Here is a 17,462-nt window from a genome sequence, read left to right on the forward strand (position 1 = left end):
GTGCAAAGGTACTGCTTTTATTCCATTATACAAGGTGTATAATTGATATTTTTTATTAGTATTAGTATTATTTAACTTAAAATCCATATATAAAGCGAAAGCGATGGACTTCACAGTCAATCGCTTTATCTTCAATAGGTATTAGCTCTTTTAAGGTAAAAAGATTGTTTTCAGGATAACGTTGACAAAGGTATGTTTTTTTTTTGAAGTCTCCAAACTTTTCTTTAATTATTTTTTGTTTTTTTTATTGTGTGGGAACACAATATCTTGATTTATGATTTGGAGACGTGAAAAAACTTATTTTTTGTTTTTATTGAGCTTTTTGAGTCTGCGTTGGGCATCCCCGCACTCAGGATAGAGCTCTAATGCTTTCTGGTAATTACGTATAGCAGCCTCTGTCATGTGCTCCTGTTCGCACTCTTTACCCAGTAGTGTATATTCTGCGGCTAAGCGTCTCAAGATGGCCTGTTGGGCATCTAGTTGTGACTTAAGCGTCGCTATTTCATCTTTCTGTTTATTAATGATTTCCAGCTTATGGCGTATATATCGCTGTGCATTGGGTTTCTCTATGTCGTAGCGACTATGGATAGCTTTGAAAAAGTTGTCCAAAAAACGTTTGAAATCACCGCGGTCAAATGCATGGATGGCATCGCGATATTCTCGATCGGCCTTTCCTGCTTGTAGGGCTTGGTTGATCAATGTCTGATTGTTGTATTGTCTAGCAAACTGTACGACTTCGGCTCTGACGAAGATGTCTTGTTGACGAATAGGGGCCACCAGTGAAATGCCTTGTAATGATGTGCATCGCGACAAGGCTACATAGGTTTGTCCCCCAGCGAAGGCGCCACCAGTGAAGTCTATAGATACTCTGTTGAAAGTGAGGCCCTGACTCTTATGGACGGTGATGGCCCATGCTAAGCGAATGGGAAATTGTTCGTAGGTGCCCAGCAGTTGCTCTTCAATCTTCTGCTCTTTTTCATTGAAAGTATAGCGCATGTTCTCCCATATCTCGCGTTCTACATCGAAGTCGTGTCCTTCTTCGTCAGCAATGCTGATGATGCCTGTTTCCTCATCGATACCAGTGATGATGCCAAGAGTGCCATTGACCCATCGTTTTTCCTTGTCGTTCTTGATAAAGATAATTTGAGCCCCAAGTTTTAGTTGTAGTTCCATGGGGGTGGGGAGGGACGACTCAGGGAAGTCTCCCTTGATATTGCCATAGAACACGCTTGGCTGGCCCTCAAGTTTGCTAAGATGTTGCTCGTTGATGTAGTCAACAGTATCTCTGCGTGTAGCCAACGTAATGGATAGACGATGCTCTTGAGCTGTATTTTCTTCTTCTGCATACTTAACTCTTTCATTAAGTACTGCCAGATCTTGTCTTGTCGTCTGGTTCTGCCTAATGCGGTCCAGCATTGCAATAAAGTTGCTATCTTTTTGTCTATAGACCTTGATAAGTTCTATGCTAACAAGTTGAATGTTTTGCCATACTTTTGCATTGAAGAAATAGGCCGAAGGATAGAAGGGATACATCAATTGGCGTTCCTCCTCCTTAAGAACGGGCTCCAACTGATAGATGTCGCCTACAAGTAAAAGTTGCTTGCCTCCAAATGGATCGTTATTTCGGGTGTAGATACGTAGCACTTTGTCAATGAAGTCGATGATGTCTGCACGTACCATCGAAATTTCATCGATGATGATGAGTTCTATCTCGCGAATGAGTTTCCTTTGTTCACTTGTATATTTCAATGTCTCTTTGATGTGCCGACGGTCGTATCTGGTATCGTTTGGTAGCAATGGATGAAACGGTAGCTTAAAGAAACTATGTAATGTGGATCCACCAGCATTAATGGCAGCAATACCTGTTGGCGCAAGAATAACATTCTTTTTTTTTGTATGTTTGGCTACGTAACGCAAGAACGTAGATTTACCGGTGCCCGCTTTTCCTGTGAGAAAAAGAGAGCACCGGGTATGATTGATAATTTGAAGGGCATCCTGCCACTCCTTATTGTCTAAGTCAAGTTCTTCCATGTAGCGGTGTTATTCCGTTGTTGATGGGGTGTTTCCTTCGTTTGCAGATGCTTTGGTGGCATCAATATCCTCATTTATTTGTTCGTCGACAGCAGTCGAGTCTTCTTGAAGGCTATCGGGTACCTCGTAGTAGTAGCCTCCCTCGTACATACTTGGAGTTATATTTTTATCGTGACAAGGATTAAACTTGGTTCGATAATCTTTGAAAGCAGGATCGCTGAGAACAGCTTTGTAAAACTTGCCGCAAATTGGTAGAGCCGTGACTCCACCTTGGCCAAGTGCACCAGTGCGGAAGTGAATGGCGCGGTATTCGCCACCGACCCAAGCACCGCAAACAAGTTTTGGACTGACGCCTACAAACCATGCATCAGAATGATTGTTGGAAGTTCCGGTCTTGCCACCAAAATCGGTGTCTGTAAATTGGCTGACATACTGATTCAAAGCCCAACTGGTTCCGTGCAAGCCTCCCATCAACATTTGTTGCATGAAGAAGGAACTGCGATAGCTTACAGCCTCTTGAGTCTTCTCTTTTGACTTGTATATCTCGTTGCCATCACGATCCAGAATGCGTGTAACAAAGACAGGTTCGTGCATTTGTCCGTCGTTGGCGATGGTGGCATACGAATTTACCAGTTCCAGTAGGTTTACGTCGCTAGCACCCAGAGCTAAGGCTGGTACTACCTGAAGATTGCTCTTGATTCCCATTCGATGAGCCGTTTTTGCAACTTTGTCAATGCCAACCTCCTGTCCCAGTCTTGCAGCAATCGTATTGATACTCTTGGCAAAAGCTGCTTTCAGCGGCATGTCAGCTCCAGAGGTGATGCCATCGGCATTGTGTGGCATCCAGTTAACCTCTTGATTTTTCTCTTTGTCCCATACTTTGATGCTGAGATACGTGTCTGTACGTGTATCGACGGGGGTGAGGCCCTGGTTCATAGCTTCTGTATAAACAAAGAGTTTAAAGGTTGAGCCAGGTTGACGCATAGCGGTAACCTTGTCGTATTTCCAGGATTTAAAATCCAAGTCGCCAACCCATGCTTTGATATGTCCGGTGTGTGGCTCCATTGCCACAAATCCACAATGCATGAAATGTACCATGTAGCGGATGCTATCCATGGTGCTCATTTCGCGTTCAATCTCTCCATCGTAGCTAAACAGCTTTACGGGGTGAGGTTGATTCAAATAGTATTCAATTGAGTCAGGGTCATTGGGAAATTTGTTTTTCAGAGCCTTGTAATGTGAGGTTCTCTTTGCAATATTCTCAATGAAATTAGGTATTTCCCTATATTGTTCGTCGCGCCAAGGATTGGTGTTGCCCCAGTGATTGTTAAAGCTGGTCTGCACATGTTTCATTTGTTCCAAGGCAGCATCCTCAGCATATTTCTGCATGCGGGTGTCAATGGTGGTATAGATTTTCAAACCATCGGTGTAGAGATCATATCCATTTTCGTTGCACCAATCTTTCAGATGGCTTGCCAATGCTTCGCGGAAATAGTTCGCCTGTCCGTCATAGGCATTTTCAACTGAATAGTCCAGATCAATGTTTTTTACGCTTAACGTGTCGAACTGTTCTTTGGTCAGATGTCCATGCTGAAGCATGTTGTCAAGTACTACATTTCTGCGATTCAAACTATTTTGTGGGTTCAGTCTGGGATTGTAGTAAGTTGTGGCTTTTAGCATACCAACCAGGATGGCAGCTTGTTCTGGCTTCAGATTTTTAGGTGTAATGCCAAAGTAAGTCTTACATGCCGTCTTAATACCATAGGCGTTTGAGCCAAAATCTACCGTATTGGCATACATGGTAAGTATTTCGTTCTTGTCGAAATAGACCTCTAATTTAACAGCAGTAATCCATTCCTTTGTCTTCATTATCAGCATCTTAACGCCAGGAATGTTTCCCAGTAATCCAGTAGAGTATTCGGTGCGAACACGGAAGAGGTTCTTGGCCAACTGTTGGGTGATGGTTGAAGCACCGCGTGCTTCACCATGAATAACATAGTCTTTTAGTGCAGCGCCAAAAGCAGGGAAGTCGATGCCGAAGTGATGGTAGTAGCGCTCGTCCTCGGTGTCAATCAGAGCTTGCCAGAATACAGGATTGACATCTTCAAATGTGACGGGGGTTCTATTCTCGCTAAAGAATTTACCAATCAACACATCATCAGCACTGTAAATCTCAGATGCTTGCGCAGGACGAGTGTTTATGATCGTTGACATGCTTGGCGATTTGCCGAACAGCCAGAATAAATTGATATCCACAGCTCCCATGTATAACAGCATAAGAACGATGAAGGATCCAATGGTCGATACCATTTTGATATACCAGGGGCGTCCCTTGAATATACCAATGTACCAAGAGATAAACTTTTTAGAGTAGAACTTCCCCTTTTCTATGATCTGTTTTGTCTTGTTCACGACTTCTGTTCTATTCATGATTGCTGAATGATATAATTATAAATGTCGTCTTCTATGTTTTGAATTTGTTTGTTGCTGTCGAGTGTGAACCACTTCATCTCTGGATCTTTCTTGTACCAGGTGAGTTGCTTGCGGGCATATCTTCGGGTATTGCCTTTAATGCGTTCTACGGCTTCATCTAGTGACCAAGTGCCTTCCAAATATGTAAATAGCTCTTTGTAGCCAACGGTATTTAGCGCGTTAAGGTCTCTCTCTGCGTATAGCATTTTAGCCTCCTCTAGAAAACCGTCTTGCATCATGTTATCTACACGCTGATTGATGCGACTATACAACTCCTCACGATCTCTTGTTAGACCGATCTTTATAATTTTAAATGGGCGCTCTCGTTTCTGATTTGTGCGGAATGAAGAATAAGTACGTCCCGTCATGTGACATATCTCCAGAGCATGTACAACACGTCGTGGATTCTGTTTGTCCACGATGGCATAATGCTCTGGGTCTAAACTCTTCAACTCCTCACAGAGCTTTTCCAACCCCTCCTCTGCCAGATGTCGCTTCAATAGATTACGTGTCTCGTCGTCAACAGTAGGGATGTCGTCAATGCCATTGCATACGGCATCAATATACATCATGCTGCCACCTGTGAGTAGGGCATAATCAGATGTTTTAAAGAGTTCTTGAAGAAGTTTTAAAACATCTTCTTCGTACATAGAAGCGCTGTAGTAATCCTCTAGGTTTAGTTGGCCAACAAAATAATGTCGCACCTGCTGAAGTTGTGCTTCAGTAGGTGCGGCAGTGCCAATAGATAGCTTGCGGAATATTTGTCGAGAGTCAGCATTGATAATAGGAATGCCAAATCTTTTGGCAATTTCAATGCACAACTCAGTCTTTCCGACAGCTGTTGGGCCAGTGATGACTATCAGCGTTTTTGCCAAAGTCTTCTTATCTAATTACGCCTCGTTTTGAATTTTCAAAGAATGAGCAGATATAATCCACTTCTTTAGAGTCGGGATATTTTGCTCGGGCCTCAGCAATACCTTCTTTCAGGATACCCTGAGAGTAGATGATGCGATACGTGTCGTGAATCATATCGATAGTCTCATTAGAGAAACCGCGACGACGCAGACCGATAAGGTTCAAGCCGGCATAGCGGATAGGTTCCTTGCCTGCAATAATATAGGGAGGAATATCCTGGCTCGTACGGCTACCGCCTTGTATCATGACATATCCTCCAACACGGCAGAACTGGTGGAACAAGACTTCTGCAGAAACAATAGCGCAGTCATCAACCTCAACTTCACCGGCAAACTTTGTGGAATTGCCAATGATACAGCCGTTACCAATGATACAATCATGAGCAATGTGCATGTTTTCCATCAGCAGGTTGTTTGAACCGACTACGGTTTTACCACGACTAGCAGTACCGCGACTGATTGTAACATTCTCACGGATAGAGTTGTTGTCTCCAACTTCGCATGTTGTTTCCTCGCCTTTGAACTTCAAATCCTGTGGCTTAGTTGAAATTGATGCACCTGGGAAGAACTCGTTACCGCTGCCGATACGTGCACCAGTGTGTATGGTAACATTGTTCAGCAGGTGATTATTGTCGCCCATCACTACGTTCTTGTCAATCACGCAGAAAGGACCAATGATATTATTGTCTCCCAATTTTGCCTCAGGATCGACAACAGCTAGGGGATGTATTTGATTTGCCATTATTTAAATTGTTCTATTATTAAATATCTTCAAATCTTCACTTGTTCTTAACAATTTGAGCAGTGAAAGTTGCTTCTGACACAATCTTGTCGCCAACGAAAGCATAGCCGTGCATAGTAGAAATACCATGACGGAGTGGGGCCATCAAATCAACTTTAAAGATCAGGGTGTCTCCAGGTACTACCTTTTGGCGGAACTTCACACCGTCAATCTTCATAAAGTATGTTGACCAACGCTCAGGTTCTTCCACACTGTTGAGAACTAACAGACCACCGCACTGTGCCATGGCTTCAATCTGCAGTACACCAGGCATGACGGGCTCCTGTGGGAAGTGACCAGTGAAGAAGGGCTCATTAGATGTGATATTCTTAACACCAACAATGCTATTGGGACCAATCTCAATCACTTTGTCAACCAGCTGCATGGGGTAGCGGTGTGGCAACAGTTCGCGGATGCGGTTGACATCCATTACCGGCTCTTCGTTTGGATCGTAGGCAGGCGCTTGAATCTCGTGCTTGCGAATCTCCTTACGCATTTCGCGTGCGAACTTATTATTAATGGTATGGCCAGGACGTGTAGCAACGATACGTCCCTTTACAGGCTTTCCAATCAAGGCCATGTCGCCAATGACATCGAGCAGCTTATGACGTGTACACTCGTTGTCCCAAACCAGTGGCTTGTGCTGGATATAACCCAATTCGTTGGCATCACGATGCTCTACGTGCAGCATATCTGCCAGTGTGTCAAGGCGCTCCTGAGTGGTCTGGCGCTCATAGATGACAATGGCATTGTCAAGGTCTCCACCTTTAATTAAGTTGGCTTGAAGCAGGGGCTCAATGTCGCGTACAAATACGAATGTGCGAGCAGCTGCAATATCCTCGGGATACTTCTTGATGTCATCGAGTGTGGCAAACTGACTGTGGATGAACTTTGATTCAAACGAACACATCGCTGTCAGCGTGAAGTCATCATCGGGAAGGATGGTGATGCACGAGCCAGTGGCTTCGTCTTTAACTTCTATTTTCTTACGAATGACATAGTAGTCTTTGGGGGCATTTTGCTCCTCAATACCTATCTCGTTAATCTTCTCTACATATTTGATGGCAGAGCCGTCAAGAATAGGAAACTCAGGACCGTTAACCTGTATCAAGCAGTTGTCAACGCCCAAAGCGTAAAGAGCAGAAAGAGCATGCTCAATGGTAGAAACTTTAATATCGCCTTTGCCCAATACCGTACCACGTTGTGTATCAACAACATTTTCTGCAATGGCATCGATGATAGGCATGCCATCGAGGTCAATACGCTGTATTTTATAGCCGTGGTTCTCTGGTGCGGGGTTGAATGTTACAGTCAGGCTAAGACCTGTGTGAAGACCTTTTCCGCAAAGCGAGAAACTACCTTTAAGAGTTTTCTGTTTCATACTTTATTTGTTTGCTTTAAGTTCTGCTAATTCTTTCTTAAGTTGATTAAGTTCCCGATACATATCAGGGAGTTTCTTCATTACGGCAGAAGCCTTGAAGAATACTTTGGGATCCATGGCGGGCGAACCGATAAGTTGCTCGTTGCCCTTGGTGTTGCTGATGACACCACACTGAGCACCAACGAAAGTTTTGTCAGCCACGTGGATATGTCCGGCAAAGCCAGCCTGTCCACCAACCATACACCAAGAACCAATCTTTGTGCTACCAGCCATGCCGACCTGTGCCGACATAACGGTGTTCTCGCCAATCTCACAGTTGTGAGCCACCTGAATCAGGTTGTCTAGTTTTACTCCTTTATGAACTACTGTAGCACCCATTGTAGAGCGGTCGATACATGTGTTAGCACCAATCTCTACATTGTCCTCAATGATGACGATACCAATCTGTGGAATCTTGTCGTAGCCCTCTGTACTTGGAGCAAAGCCAAAGCCATCCGCACCAATCACGCTACCGGCATGGATGGTTACGTTATTGCCGATACGGCAACCTTGATATACGGTTACATTGGGGTAGAAGAGACATTTTTCTCCAACTTTCACGCCGTCGCCAATGACTACGTGTGGGTAAATCTGGGCACCATCGCCAATCACCGCACCATCACCGATGCAAGCAAAGGCTCCGATATATACATCCTTACCGATAGTTGCCTTGGGCGAAACGAAAGCCAAAGAGTCAATGCCAGTCTTCTTAGGCTTGATAGACTCGTAAATCTGCAGCAACTTTGCTACGGCCTCGTAGGCATTCTTCACACGGATAAGCGTGGCAGAAACCTCCTGCTCCAGTTCCAAGTCTTCGTTGACCAATACGATGGTTGACTTAGTCTCGTAAAGATAATGAGTGTATTTGGGATTTGATAGGAATGAAATAGCTCCTTCCTGTCCTTCTTCAATCTTTGCAAAAGTGTGGACGGCTGCTGCTTCATTGCCTTCTACTCGTCCTCCAATTAGATCAGCTATTTGTTTAGCAGTAAATTCCATAATATCTACTAGTTTTTCAAATTAGACTGCAAATATAAACATTTTTATTGAATTCGCTGATAACAGAGATAATATTTTCGTATTTTTTTAGAAAGAAGTGCTACATTTAGTATCTCAGAGGCCTCTGAGATGTCTTTTATACTGCCGTCTTTGTATAAAATATCTATAGAATCATCATCAACCGAATACATATCTTTTTGTATTTCGCTGACGTTAAACATATAGTGTGTATCCTCTTTTGGAATACCCATTTTCAAGGCAATACTCGTACGTAGTTCTTCTAATCTTTCTTCAGATATGGGTTCTTCGTGAACCTCAACTTTGAAGACACATCTGTCGAGCATGTCTTTCGCCAATGTTGACAGTATTTTGTCTTCGTGATATTTCCAAGCTTTCATGGCACTCCAGATGTCGGAGTCGTCTAGATCCTCGTACATCAACAATGCCTCACTATGATTTTCAAACCACTGACGGTCCACGTTGTCGTTTAGGAAGTAGGCGAGGGCAGGCGATGCAAACACCTCTTTACCCTGGCGCACCAAATCTTTGGCTCGCGTCAGCATGCTTACCAACACTTTCTCATAAGCCACAGTGGTTTTGTGAAGATAAACTTGCCAGTACATCAGTCTTCTTGTGGTGAGGTAGTTCTCGAGCGAGTAAATGCCTTTTTGCTCGATGACCAAACGATCGTCAACCACATTCAGCATCTTGATGATTCGTGCCGAACCGATATTGCCTTCTGTGACGCCTGTGAAGAAAGAGTCGCGGCGCAGATAGTCCAATCGGTCCATGTCCAGTTGGCTGGATATTAGCTGATGAAGAAATTTCTTCGGATATTCGTTTTTGAAAATAGAAATGGCCAAATTAAGCTGACCGCCCATGTCGCGATTGATTTGCTCCATCATCATCAGTGAGATGTCCTCGTGCGATATACCTGAGATAAGCGTGTTTTCCAATACGTGCGAAAAGGGGGCGTGGCCGATGTCGTGCATCAAAATAGCCGCTTTTACGGCTTCGGCTTCTGAATCAAAGATAAAATGACCTTTCTGTTGGAGCGACAGAATGGCTTCACTCATCAGGTGGAAGGCACCAAGTGAATGCTGAAATCGCGTATGCCGTGCACCAGGATAAACTACCGATGTTAGCCCCAACTGGTTGATCCTGTTTAAACGTTGAAACAGAGGATGCTTTACGATGCCGTAAAGCAATCCTCTAGGTATTTGGATAAACCCGAATACGGGGTCATTAATGATCTTTGTTTCGTTCATTCATCTGTTTTTTACATGCCGATCTTTGCAAGTTCTAAAGCCATCTCCTGCTGAAGTTCTTTAGCTTTCTGACCTGCTACTTCGGCATAGTTCTCGTCCTGAGAAGCATAGATGATGCCACGAGAAGAGTTGACCAGCAGACCGCAGTCCTTATTCATGCCGTATTTGCATACTTCCTGCAGGCTGCCACCTTGTGCACCAACGCCAGGTACCAACAGAAAGTGGCTGGGAGCCACCTTACGGATATCCTCAAACATCTGTCCCTGTGTGGCACCTACCACATACATCATGTTCTCGTCATTGCCCCATTTCTGTGAGGTCTTCAGCACTTTTTCGAAGAGACGCTCGCCCTGCTCATCTGCTGTCAACTGGAAGTCATGTGAGCCCTTGTTGCTTGTCAAGGCCAGCAGAATCACCCACTTGCCCTCATAACCCAAGAAAGGCGTAACAGAGTCTTCACCCATATAAGGAGCAACGGTCAGAGAATCTACGTCATATTCTTCAAAGAAAGTGCGCGCATACATGGCAGATGTGTTGCCAATATCACCACGTTTAGCATCTGCTACAATAAAATGATGAGGATAATTCTCTTTGAGGAAAGAAATGGTTTTCTCAAAGGAAATCATACCTTTCACGCCGAAGGCCTCATAGAATGCCAAATTGGGCTTGTAGGCCACGCAGTAGGGGGCGGTAGCTTCGATGATAGCCTTATTGAAGGCGAAGATAGGGTCTTCGTCTTTTAGCAAGTGCTGTGGGATTTTCTTTAGGTCTGTGTCAAGACCAACGCACAGAAAAGAGTGTTTCTCTTTTATTTGCTGGATAAGTTCCTGTCTAGTCATATTCTTTTTATAATTCGTTTTCTTTCATTCGTTCTGCATTCTCAGCTACGGTCAGCGCATCAATCATGGCCTGAATGTCGCCACCCAGGAATCCCTGCAAATCGTGTGTGGTATAGCCGATACGATGATCGGTGACACGACCTTGAGGGAAGTTGTAGGTGCGGATTTTGGCTGAGCGGTCACCCGTGCTCACCAATGTCTTACGGCGACTTGCAATGTCGTCCATATATTTCTGGTGCTCTTTGTCGTAGATGAATGTATAAAGACGAGACAGGGCGCGCTCTTTATTCTTGGGCTGGTCACGTGTCTCAGTACATTCTATCAGGATTTCCTCGGTTTCGCCCGTGTTGGGATTCTTCCACATATAGCGCAGACGTACACCAGATTCTACCTTGTTTACGTTCTGACCACCGGCACCGCTCGAACGGAAGGTGTCCCATTTGATTTCACCTTCGTTGATGTGTACTTCGAATTTGTCTGCTTCAGGCAGAACGGCCACAGTGGCAGCACTTGTCTGCATACGTCCATTAGACTCGGTGACGGGTACACGCTGTACGCGGTGAACACCCGATTCGTATTTCAGGGTACCATAAACGTCGGCACCACTCACGGCGAAGTCAATTTCCTTGTAGCCACCCACAGCGCCTTCGTTGAAGTCGGTGACGCTGAGTTGCCAACCCTTGGCCTCGCAGTAGTTCTTGTACATCTTAAACAGGTCGCCAGCGAATAGGCAGGCTTCGTCGCCACCGGTTCCTGCGCGAATCTCCATCTGAACGTTTTTGGCATCTTCCGGATCCTTTGGAATCAGTGCAATCTTAATCTCCTCCTCAAGTTGTGGCTGTAACGCCTCGTTGGTAGAAAGCTCTTCGCGAGCCATCTCTTTCATCTCGGGGTCGTCTTCATTGGCCAGTATGTCCTTTGCCTCCTTGATGCTGTTCAGACAGTTGATGTAGCGCTTGCGTGCATCCATAATGTCGCCCAGGTCTTTGTACTCCTTCGTCAGTTTCACGAATCGCTGTTGGTCTGCAATCACTGCAGGGTCAGTAATCAGAGTAGATACCTCTTCGAATCGACTTTCCAGTCCGTCCAGCTTTTGCAAAATGCTGTTTGTTGTTTCTGCCATTTTTATCTTTAAACTTTAATTTGGGTGCAAAGTTACGAAAAAAAAGCAGACTAACCAAAGGCTAGCCTACTTTCTTTATTATTAAGGAGTTTTCCTATTTAGTAATTAAATTCTCCGAATTCACTCTTGATGGTAAGGCTCTTCTTACCCTCTTCGATATGACCTACAACCTGTGCATCGATGTTGAATGACTTTGAAATCTCGATGACCTTGTCTGCAACCTCAGGACGTACGTAGATCTCCATGCGGTGACCCATGTTGAATACCTGATACATTTCCTTCCAGTCGGTGCCTGAGCATTCGTGGATAGCACGGAAAAGTGGGGGAACGGGGAACATGTTGTCCTTGATGACGCGACAGTTGTCGTTGACAAAGTGCAGTACCTTAGTTTGTGCACCACCAGTGCAGTGCACCATACCGTGAATCTCAGGACGCAGTTCGTCGAGCAACTTCTTGATCACAGGCGCATAAGTGCGGGTAGGTGAGAGAACCAGCTGACCTGCATTGACAGGCGAACCCTCTACGCTGTCTGTGAGCTTATACTTACCACTGTAAACCAGTTCGTCGGGTACTGCATGGTCAAAACTCTCGGGGTAGTTTTCTGCCAGATATTTTGCAAACACATCATGACGAGCCGAGGTAAGGCCATTGCTGCCCATACCACCGTTGTAGCGCTTCTCGTAAGTAGCCTGACCGGTTGAAGAGAGACCCACGATGACGTCACCAGGACGGATGTTGGCGTTGTCGATGACGTCGCTGCGTTTCATGCGGCAAGTCACCGTAGAATCTACGATGATTGTGCGTACCAGGTCGCCTACATCAGCTGTCTCACCACCAGTGGGGTAGATGCCAATGCCCATCTCGCGCAGTTCCGAAAGCAATTCGTCGGTACCATTGATAATAGCCGAAATAACCTCGCCAGGTACCAGCATCTTGTTGCGTCCGATGGTGGAAGACACGAGGATATTATCTACGGCACCTACGCAGAGCAGGTCATCGGTGTTCATCACGATGGCATCCTGTGCAATGCCTTTCCATACGGACAGGTCGCCCGTCTCCTTCCAATACATATATGCCAGCGAAGACTTGGTGCCAGCGCCATCGGCATGCATGATGTTACAGTACTCGGGGTCACCACCCAGAATATCTGGGATAATCTTGCAGAAAGCTTGAGGAAAAATACCCTTATCAATGTTCTTGATAGCGTTGTGTACGTCCTCTTTTGCGGCACTCACTCCGCGTTGCATGTAGCGATTGTTCATTGAATCTATTGATGATGATTTAGAATTTAACTTCTGGTGCTTTTTCTGCCCCTGCGGCAGCTTCAAATTTGTCCATCTTCTCAAAACCAAACATACCGGCAAAGATATTGTTGGGGAAACGACGGATGTTTATATTGTATGCCTGAACAGCATTGTTGTACTTGTTGCGGGCTTCGTTGATGCGGTTCTCAGTTCCCTCCAGTTGTATCTGTAGTTCGCGGAAGTTGTCGTTGGCCTTCAGGTCAGGATAAGCCTCGTGAACGGCCAGCAGGCGACTCAGCGCACTCGACAGTTCGCCCTGTGCCTGCTGATATGCTTTGATGTTATCTGCATCAAGGGTGATGCTGGTGGCCTTCGAGCGCGCATTTACTACGCCCTCAAGTGTTTCCTTTTCGTGTGCGGCATAGCCTTTTACCACCTCAACGAGGCTGGGAATCAAGTCGGCTCTGCGCTGATAGGCAGACTGGATGTATGCCAACTCTGTAGTAGCCTGTTCTTCTGCAGAGACCATGCCGTTGTATGTTCCTTTTACCCATGCAAAGAGCATTAGTGCTGCTGCGGCAACGATGATGAGAATAACATAATTCTTTTTCATAATTGTTATTATTTAAGATGATTTATTTACCAACTTGATGTGGCGCCACCGCCACCAGAGCTTCCTCCGCTGAAGCCACCTCCGCTGAAGCCACCACCTCCACTGAATCCACCTCCGCCAAAGCCTCCTCGTCCACTACCTGGGATGAAAACGATCTGGCTTGTTTGTTTGACAAAGGGGTTTGCCAGTATGTGGTGGTATGCATAGCTCTTGATGTTCCAGCCATGACGCGCTTGAAGGATGTAATACAGTATGAGCCATCCGGAAAACAATACGAAGTAGAGCGTAAAGATAATCGATATGGGATCTGACTCTGCCTCCTTGTATTGCTCCCTCAGTATGCCCATGTTGGGCAGTTCCTTCTTTTGCAGTAGATTGTAAACGGCTTCCGACCAATAGAGCATGCCGCTATCAGGTTGCTCGGCCTTCATGCTGGGTATGATGTAGCGTTCCTGAAGCTGGAAACACTCTATGTCTGTTAAATCGGCTTCCAGCGAGCGACCTGTATGGGTTCGCATCAAATGGTCCTGATAGGCTAAAACAAAAACCAGTCCTCGGTCCTCTTTCCCTACCTTATATATATCAAATATATCCTGTGCAAAGCGGAATATATCCTGGTCTTTCAGATGCTTGACAATGATAACGGCCGACTCAATGCCCAGTTCGTCATCCAACTTCTTCAGTTGCTTGTTCATCAAAGCCTCTGTTTGTGGCGAGATGATGCCATCTGGGTTTGATACATATCTGCTGCCATCGGTCATGTGTGGCATGGGTATGCTTTGTGCTGTCCATGCCTCATCAACCGGCTTGTTGGCTTCTTGTGCTATCTCCGTATTGATGATGCTGTAGCTACATGCCGCCATCTGGGCGATAAGTCCTACGACAATGACAAGCTTCCATGTTTTTGAGATGGAGCGATTGACAACATTTTGAGCATCCCAACCACTTAATACTTCTTTCACCTGGAGCACGAAATCAGCCCTGTCTCTCATGTACTGAGCTTCATAACTGCGTCTGATGTCTTCCTTGGATGAATTAGTAAGTCGGCTGAAAATGGTCGGTTGATGAAAATGGGAGTCTAACTCCAGTTTATACGATCTCTCCAGCGATTTTACTTTGCTGTTGAAACGTGAAGCGCAGAGAAGAAGCTCTTGTTTCTTTTGCTTTATTAAGGCAGCAACATTAGTGCCCGTTTTCAGGTCGGCCATATAGCAACCTAAAATGGCAACAGCGAACGTGCTGGTATAAATCCAAAAGACACTCCAAACTTCTTCCATCGTTCAATTATTCTATTTTTCGCGTCCTGTCCAGAACTCCCAGCTGGCAAAGGCCTGCAGTAGCAGCATCTCCAAACCATTCTTCACGGTGGCACCTCTTTCTGCGCCTTTTTTCATGAAGAGTGTTTCGTCGGGGTTGTAGATCAGGTCATAGAGGATGTTGTGCTCGTCCAGGGCCTCGTATGGCAGATCAGGACATTCGTCGGTTTTGGGATACATGCCTAGTGGCGTGCAATTCACAATGACGTTGTATTCCTTGACTACATCGGGTGTGATGTTTTCGTATTGAATAGTGTCAGGACGCTGATATCTGCTAACAAAGACGGACTCCAGACCAAGTGATTTCAGGCCATAAGCAATTGCCTTTGAGGCACCGCCAGTGCCCAGGATAAGTGCTTTCGAGTGGTAGTTCTCCAAAAGAGGCTCGATGCTTTGAGTGAAGCCTATCACATCCGAGTTGTAGCCTTTCAGGATGGTCTTCTTTCCTTCGTGCAGGATTCGTATCACGTTGACGGCACCGATGGCACGTGCCTCAGGACTGATATAGTCCAGGAACTCCATGACCTTTTCTTTGTAGGGGATGGTCACATTAAGGCCTTTAAGGTCGGGATTGGAATTCAGAACTTCCGCCAAATCGTCGATGGTAGGGATTTCGAAGTTGAAATACTTGGCGTTGATACCTTCGTCAGCAAACCGCTGGTTGTGGTAACTGATAGAGAACGAATGTCCCAAGGGGTAACCTATAAGTCCGTACTTATCCATGATTGTTGTCTTGTTTTACTTAGTTGCTGTGTATAGTGTGCAAATGCCGAATGTGAGTCGCCTGAAGGAGGCATTGGCAAATCCAGCCTGTTGCAGAATGTCCACCATGCGCTCGCCTTGCGGAAAAGCCTCAATCGTTTTTATCAAGTAAGAGTAGGCATTGGTGTCTTTGGAGATTAAACGTCCGTAGAAGGGTAGCACAGAGTGCGAGTAGATGTGGAACAGCTGTTTCATGGGGAAACTCACTGGTGTTGTCAGTTCTACGATGCACAGGTGTCCGCCAGGTTTCAATACGCGGCACATCTCCTTGAGACCTTTGTCCAGGTCGGCAAAATTGCGGATGCCGAAGGCTGCAGTGACAGCATCAAATGAGTTGTCCTCATAGCTGAGGTGCAGACAGTCTTCTTTTTCAAACGAGATGATTTGACTGAGCCCCATCCGTTCCACTTTCTCCTTGCCAATTTTCATCATGCCCTCGCTGATGTCTGTGCCAATCAGTTTGGCGGGCTTCAACATGAGTGCCGATAGTATGGCGAAGTCTCCTGTTCCAGTGGCAATGTCAAGGATAGATTGAGGGTGGTGGGGGGCCAGCGTCTTGATGGCTTTCTTACGCCAACCTCTGTCTATATCCCATGACAGGCGGTGGTTTAAAGTATCATAGGTAGGGGCAATGTTGTCGAACATCGCCTCTACCTGTGTAGTTTTTTCTCCCTCGTGATAGGGTTTTATCGTTTCTTGTTGGTACATAACCATTCAGTTACGTTCTTTTCGATGCGCTGAGCGATGTCGCCAGTCTCTGCAGCACGGTCGAACTTCTCGCCTACGATGTGCTCGAAGAGCTCGATGTAGCGCTCAGAAACGCTCTCTGCATACTCGTCGGTAATCTCGGGCATCTGCTGTCCAGGCTCGTTCATGAAGTTATGCTCAATCAGCCACTGGCGCACAAACTCCTTTGAGAGCTGACGCTGAGGCTCACCTTTCTCCAGCTTCTCCTCGTAGCCATCGGCATAGAAGTAACGGCTTGAGTCGGGGGTGTGGATCTCGTCGATGAGATATACCTTGCCGTCTCTCTTACCAAATTCGTATTTGGTGTCAACCAAAATCAAGCCCTGCTTGGCTGCAATCTGCTGTCCGCGAGCAAAAAGCTTGCGTGTGTAGTCCTCCATGATGGCATAGTCTTCGGCTGAAACGATGCCCTGGGCAATGATTTCTTCCTTAGAGATGTTCATGTCGTGACCCTCGTCAGCCTTGGTTGTTGGAGTGATGATGGGCTCAGGGAAACGTTCGTTCTCGCGCATGCCGTCGGGCAACTTCACGCCGCACAACTCGCGACAGCCATTCTTGTACTCGCGCCATGCAGAACCTGTAAGGATAGAACGGATGATCATCTCAACGCGGAAGCCTTCACACTTGAGACCTACGGTCACCATGGGGTCGGGAGTGGCCAACTTCCAGTTGGGACAGATGTCGGTAGTGGCATCCAGGAACTTAGCTGCAATCTGGTTCAGCACCTGACCTTTGAAAGGGATACCCTTGGGGAGCACCACATCGAAAGCCGAGATACGGTCGGTTGCAACCATAATCATAAGGTCGTCGTTGATGTCATAAACATCGCGAACTTTTCCGTGATAAACACTCTTTTGTCCATCGAAATGGAAGTCAGTACTTGTTAACGCTTTCATTTTTTTACCTAATTTAGTTACCTATTGTCTCAATAAA

The 17,462-nt window shown here is 45.8% G+C and carries 15 protein-coding genes; all 15 read right to left on the minus strand.

The annotated features are described in order from the left end of the window. Window positions 1–297 precede the first annotated feature (297 nt). The 15 genes from T496_RS14865 to T496_RS0104915 all read right to left on the minus strand — a co-directional run bounded on the left by T496_RS14865 (window position 298) and on the right by T496_RS0104915 (window position 17,425). Entirely contained in the window at window positions 298–2,031 is a 1,734-nt protein-coding gene (locus T496_RS14865; RefSeq protein WP_027449747.1) for an ATP-dependent DNA helicase, read from the minus strand. Window positions 2,032–2,040: 9 nt separating this feature from the next. Then, complete coding sequence (locus tag T496_RS14870; protein ID WP_052342081.1) at window positions 2,041–4,461, minus strand: transglycosylase domain-containing protein; 2,421 nt, start codon at window positions 4,459–4,461, stop codon at window positions 2,041–2,043. Continuing rightward, entirely contained in the window at window positions 4,458–5,378 is a 921-nt protein-coding gene (miaA, locus tag T496_RS0104855; RefSeq protein WP_027449748.1) for a tRNA (adenosine(37)-N6)-dimethylallyltransferase MiaA, read from the minus strand. Before miaA ends, T496_RS14870 begins: the two co-directional genes overlap by 4 nt. Before the next feature lie 7 nt (window positions 5,379–5,385). Further along, window positions 5,386–6,159 carry an acyl-ACP--UDP-N-acetylglucosamine O-acyltransferase gene (lpxA, locus tag T496_RS0104860; RefSeq protein ID WP_027449749.1) on the minus strand — a complete coding sequence of 258 codons (774 nt, stop codon included), beginning with the start codon at window positions 6,157–6,159 and terminating at the stop codon, window positions 5,386–5,388. A gap of 37 nt (window positions 6,160–6,196) precedes the next feature. Then, window positions 6,197–7,579, minus strand: a complete 1,383-nt coding sequence (locus tag T496_RS0104865; RefSeq protein ID WP_027449750.1) for a bifunctional UDP-3-O-[3-hydroxymyristoyl] N-acetylglucosamine deacetylase/3-hydroxyacyl-ACP dehydratase — start codon at window positions 7,577–7,579, stop codon at window positions 6,197–6,199. Window positions 7,580–7,582: 3 nt separating this feature from the next. Next, window positions 7,583–8,617 carry a UDP-3-O-(3-hydroxymyristoyl)glucosamine N-acyltransferase gene (gene lpxD, locus T496_RS0104870; protein WP_027449751.1) on the minus strand — a complete coding sequence of 345 codons (1,035 nt, stop codon included), beginning with the start codon at window positions 8,615–8,617 and terminating at the stop codon, window positions 7,583–7,585. Between the two features lie 44 nt (window positions 8,618–8,661). Continuing rightward, window positions 8,662–9,885: an HD domain-containing protein gene (locus tag T496_RS0104875; RefSeq protein WP_027449752.1), complete on the minus strand. Its 1,224-nt coding sequence runs from the start codon at window positions 9,883–9,885 to the stop codon at window positions 8,662–8,664. Window positions 9,886–9,896: 11 nt separating this feature from the next. Further along, the gene (gene pyrF, locus T496_RS0104880; RefSeq protein ID WP_027449753.1) at window positions 9,897–10,724 is read right to left on the minus strand and encodes an orotidine-5'-phosphate decarboxylase; all 828 of its coding nucleotides are present in this window, start codon (window positions 10,722–10,724) and stop codon (window positions 9,897–9,899) included. A 7-nt stretch (window positions 10,725–10,731) separates the two neighbouring features. After that, window positions 10,732–11,847, minus strand: a complete 1,116-nt coding sequence (gene prfA, locus T496_RS0104885) for a peptide chain release factor 1 (protein WP_027449754.1) — start codon at window positions 11,845–11,847, stop codon at window positions 10,732–10,734. A gap of 98 nt (window positions 11,848–11,945) precedes the next feature. Continuing rightward, the gene (locus T496_RS0104890; RefSeq protein ID WP_027449755.1) at window positions 11,946–13,109 is read right to left on the minus strand and encodes an AIR synthase-related protein; all 1,164 of its coding nucleotides are present in this window, start codon (window positions 13,107–13,109) and stop codon (window positions 11,946–11,948) included. Between the two features lie 19 nt (window positions 13,110–13,128). Next, window positions 13,129–13,704 (minus strand): LemA family protein, encoded by a 576-nt coding sequence (locus tag T496_RS0104895; RefSeq protein WP_027449756.1) that lies wholly within the window; start codon window positions 13,702–13,704, stop codon window positions 13,129–13,131. 26 nt (window positions 13,705–13,730) lie between these two features. Continuing rightward, entirely contained in the window at window positions 13,731–14,981 is a 1,251-nt protein-coding gene (locus tag T496_RS0104900; protein ID WP_081783552.1) for a TPM domain-containing protein, read from the minus strand. Between the two features lie 12 nt (window positions 14,982–14,993). Further along, complete coding sequence (locus T496_RS0104905) at window positions 14,994–15,743, minus strand: shikimate dehydrogenase family protein (RefSeq protein ID WP_027449758.1); 750 nt, start codon at window positions 15,741–15,743, stop codon at window positions 14,994–14,996. 15 nt (window positions 15,744–15,758) lie between these two features. Next, window positions 15,759–16,490, minus strand: coding sequence for a bifunctional demethylmenaquinone methyltransferase/2-methoxy-6-polyprenyl-1,4-benzoquinol methylase UbiE (ubiE, locus tag T496_RS0104910; protein WP_027449759.1), 732 nt, complete (start codon window positions 16,488–16,490; stop codon window positions 15,759–15,761). Beyond that, a complete protein-coding gene (locus T496_RS0104915; RefSeq protein WP_027449760.1) occupies window positions 16,469–17,425 on the minus strand; it encodes a phosphoribosylaminoimidazolesuccinocarboxamide synthase in 957 nt (318 codons plus the stop codon). Before T496_RS0104915 ends, ubiE begins: the two co-directional genes overlap by 22 nt. Window positions 17,426–17,462 lie beyond the last annotated feature (37 nt).

The sequence above is a fragment of the Xylanibacter brevis P6B11 genome, assembly GCF_000621825.1.
Lineage (GTDB): Bacteria > Bacteroidota > Bacteroidia > Bacteroidales > Bacteroidaceae > Prevotella > Prevotella brevis.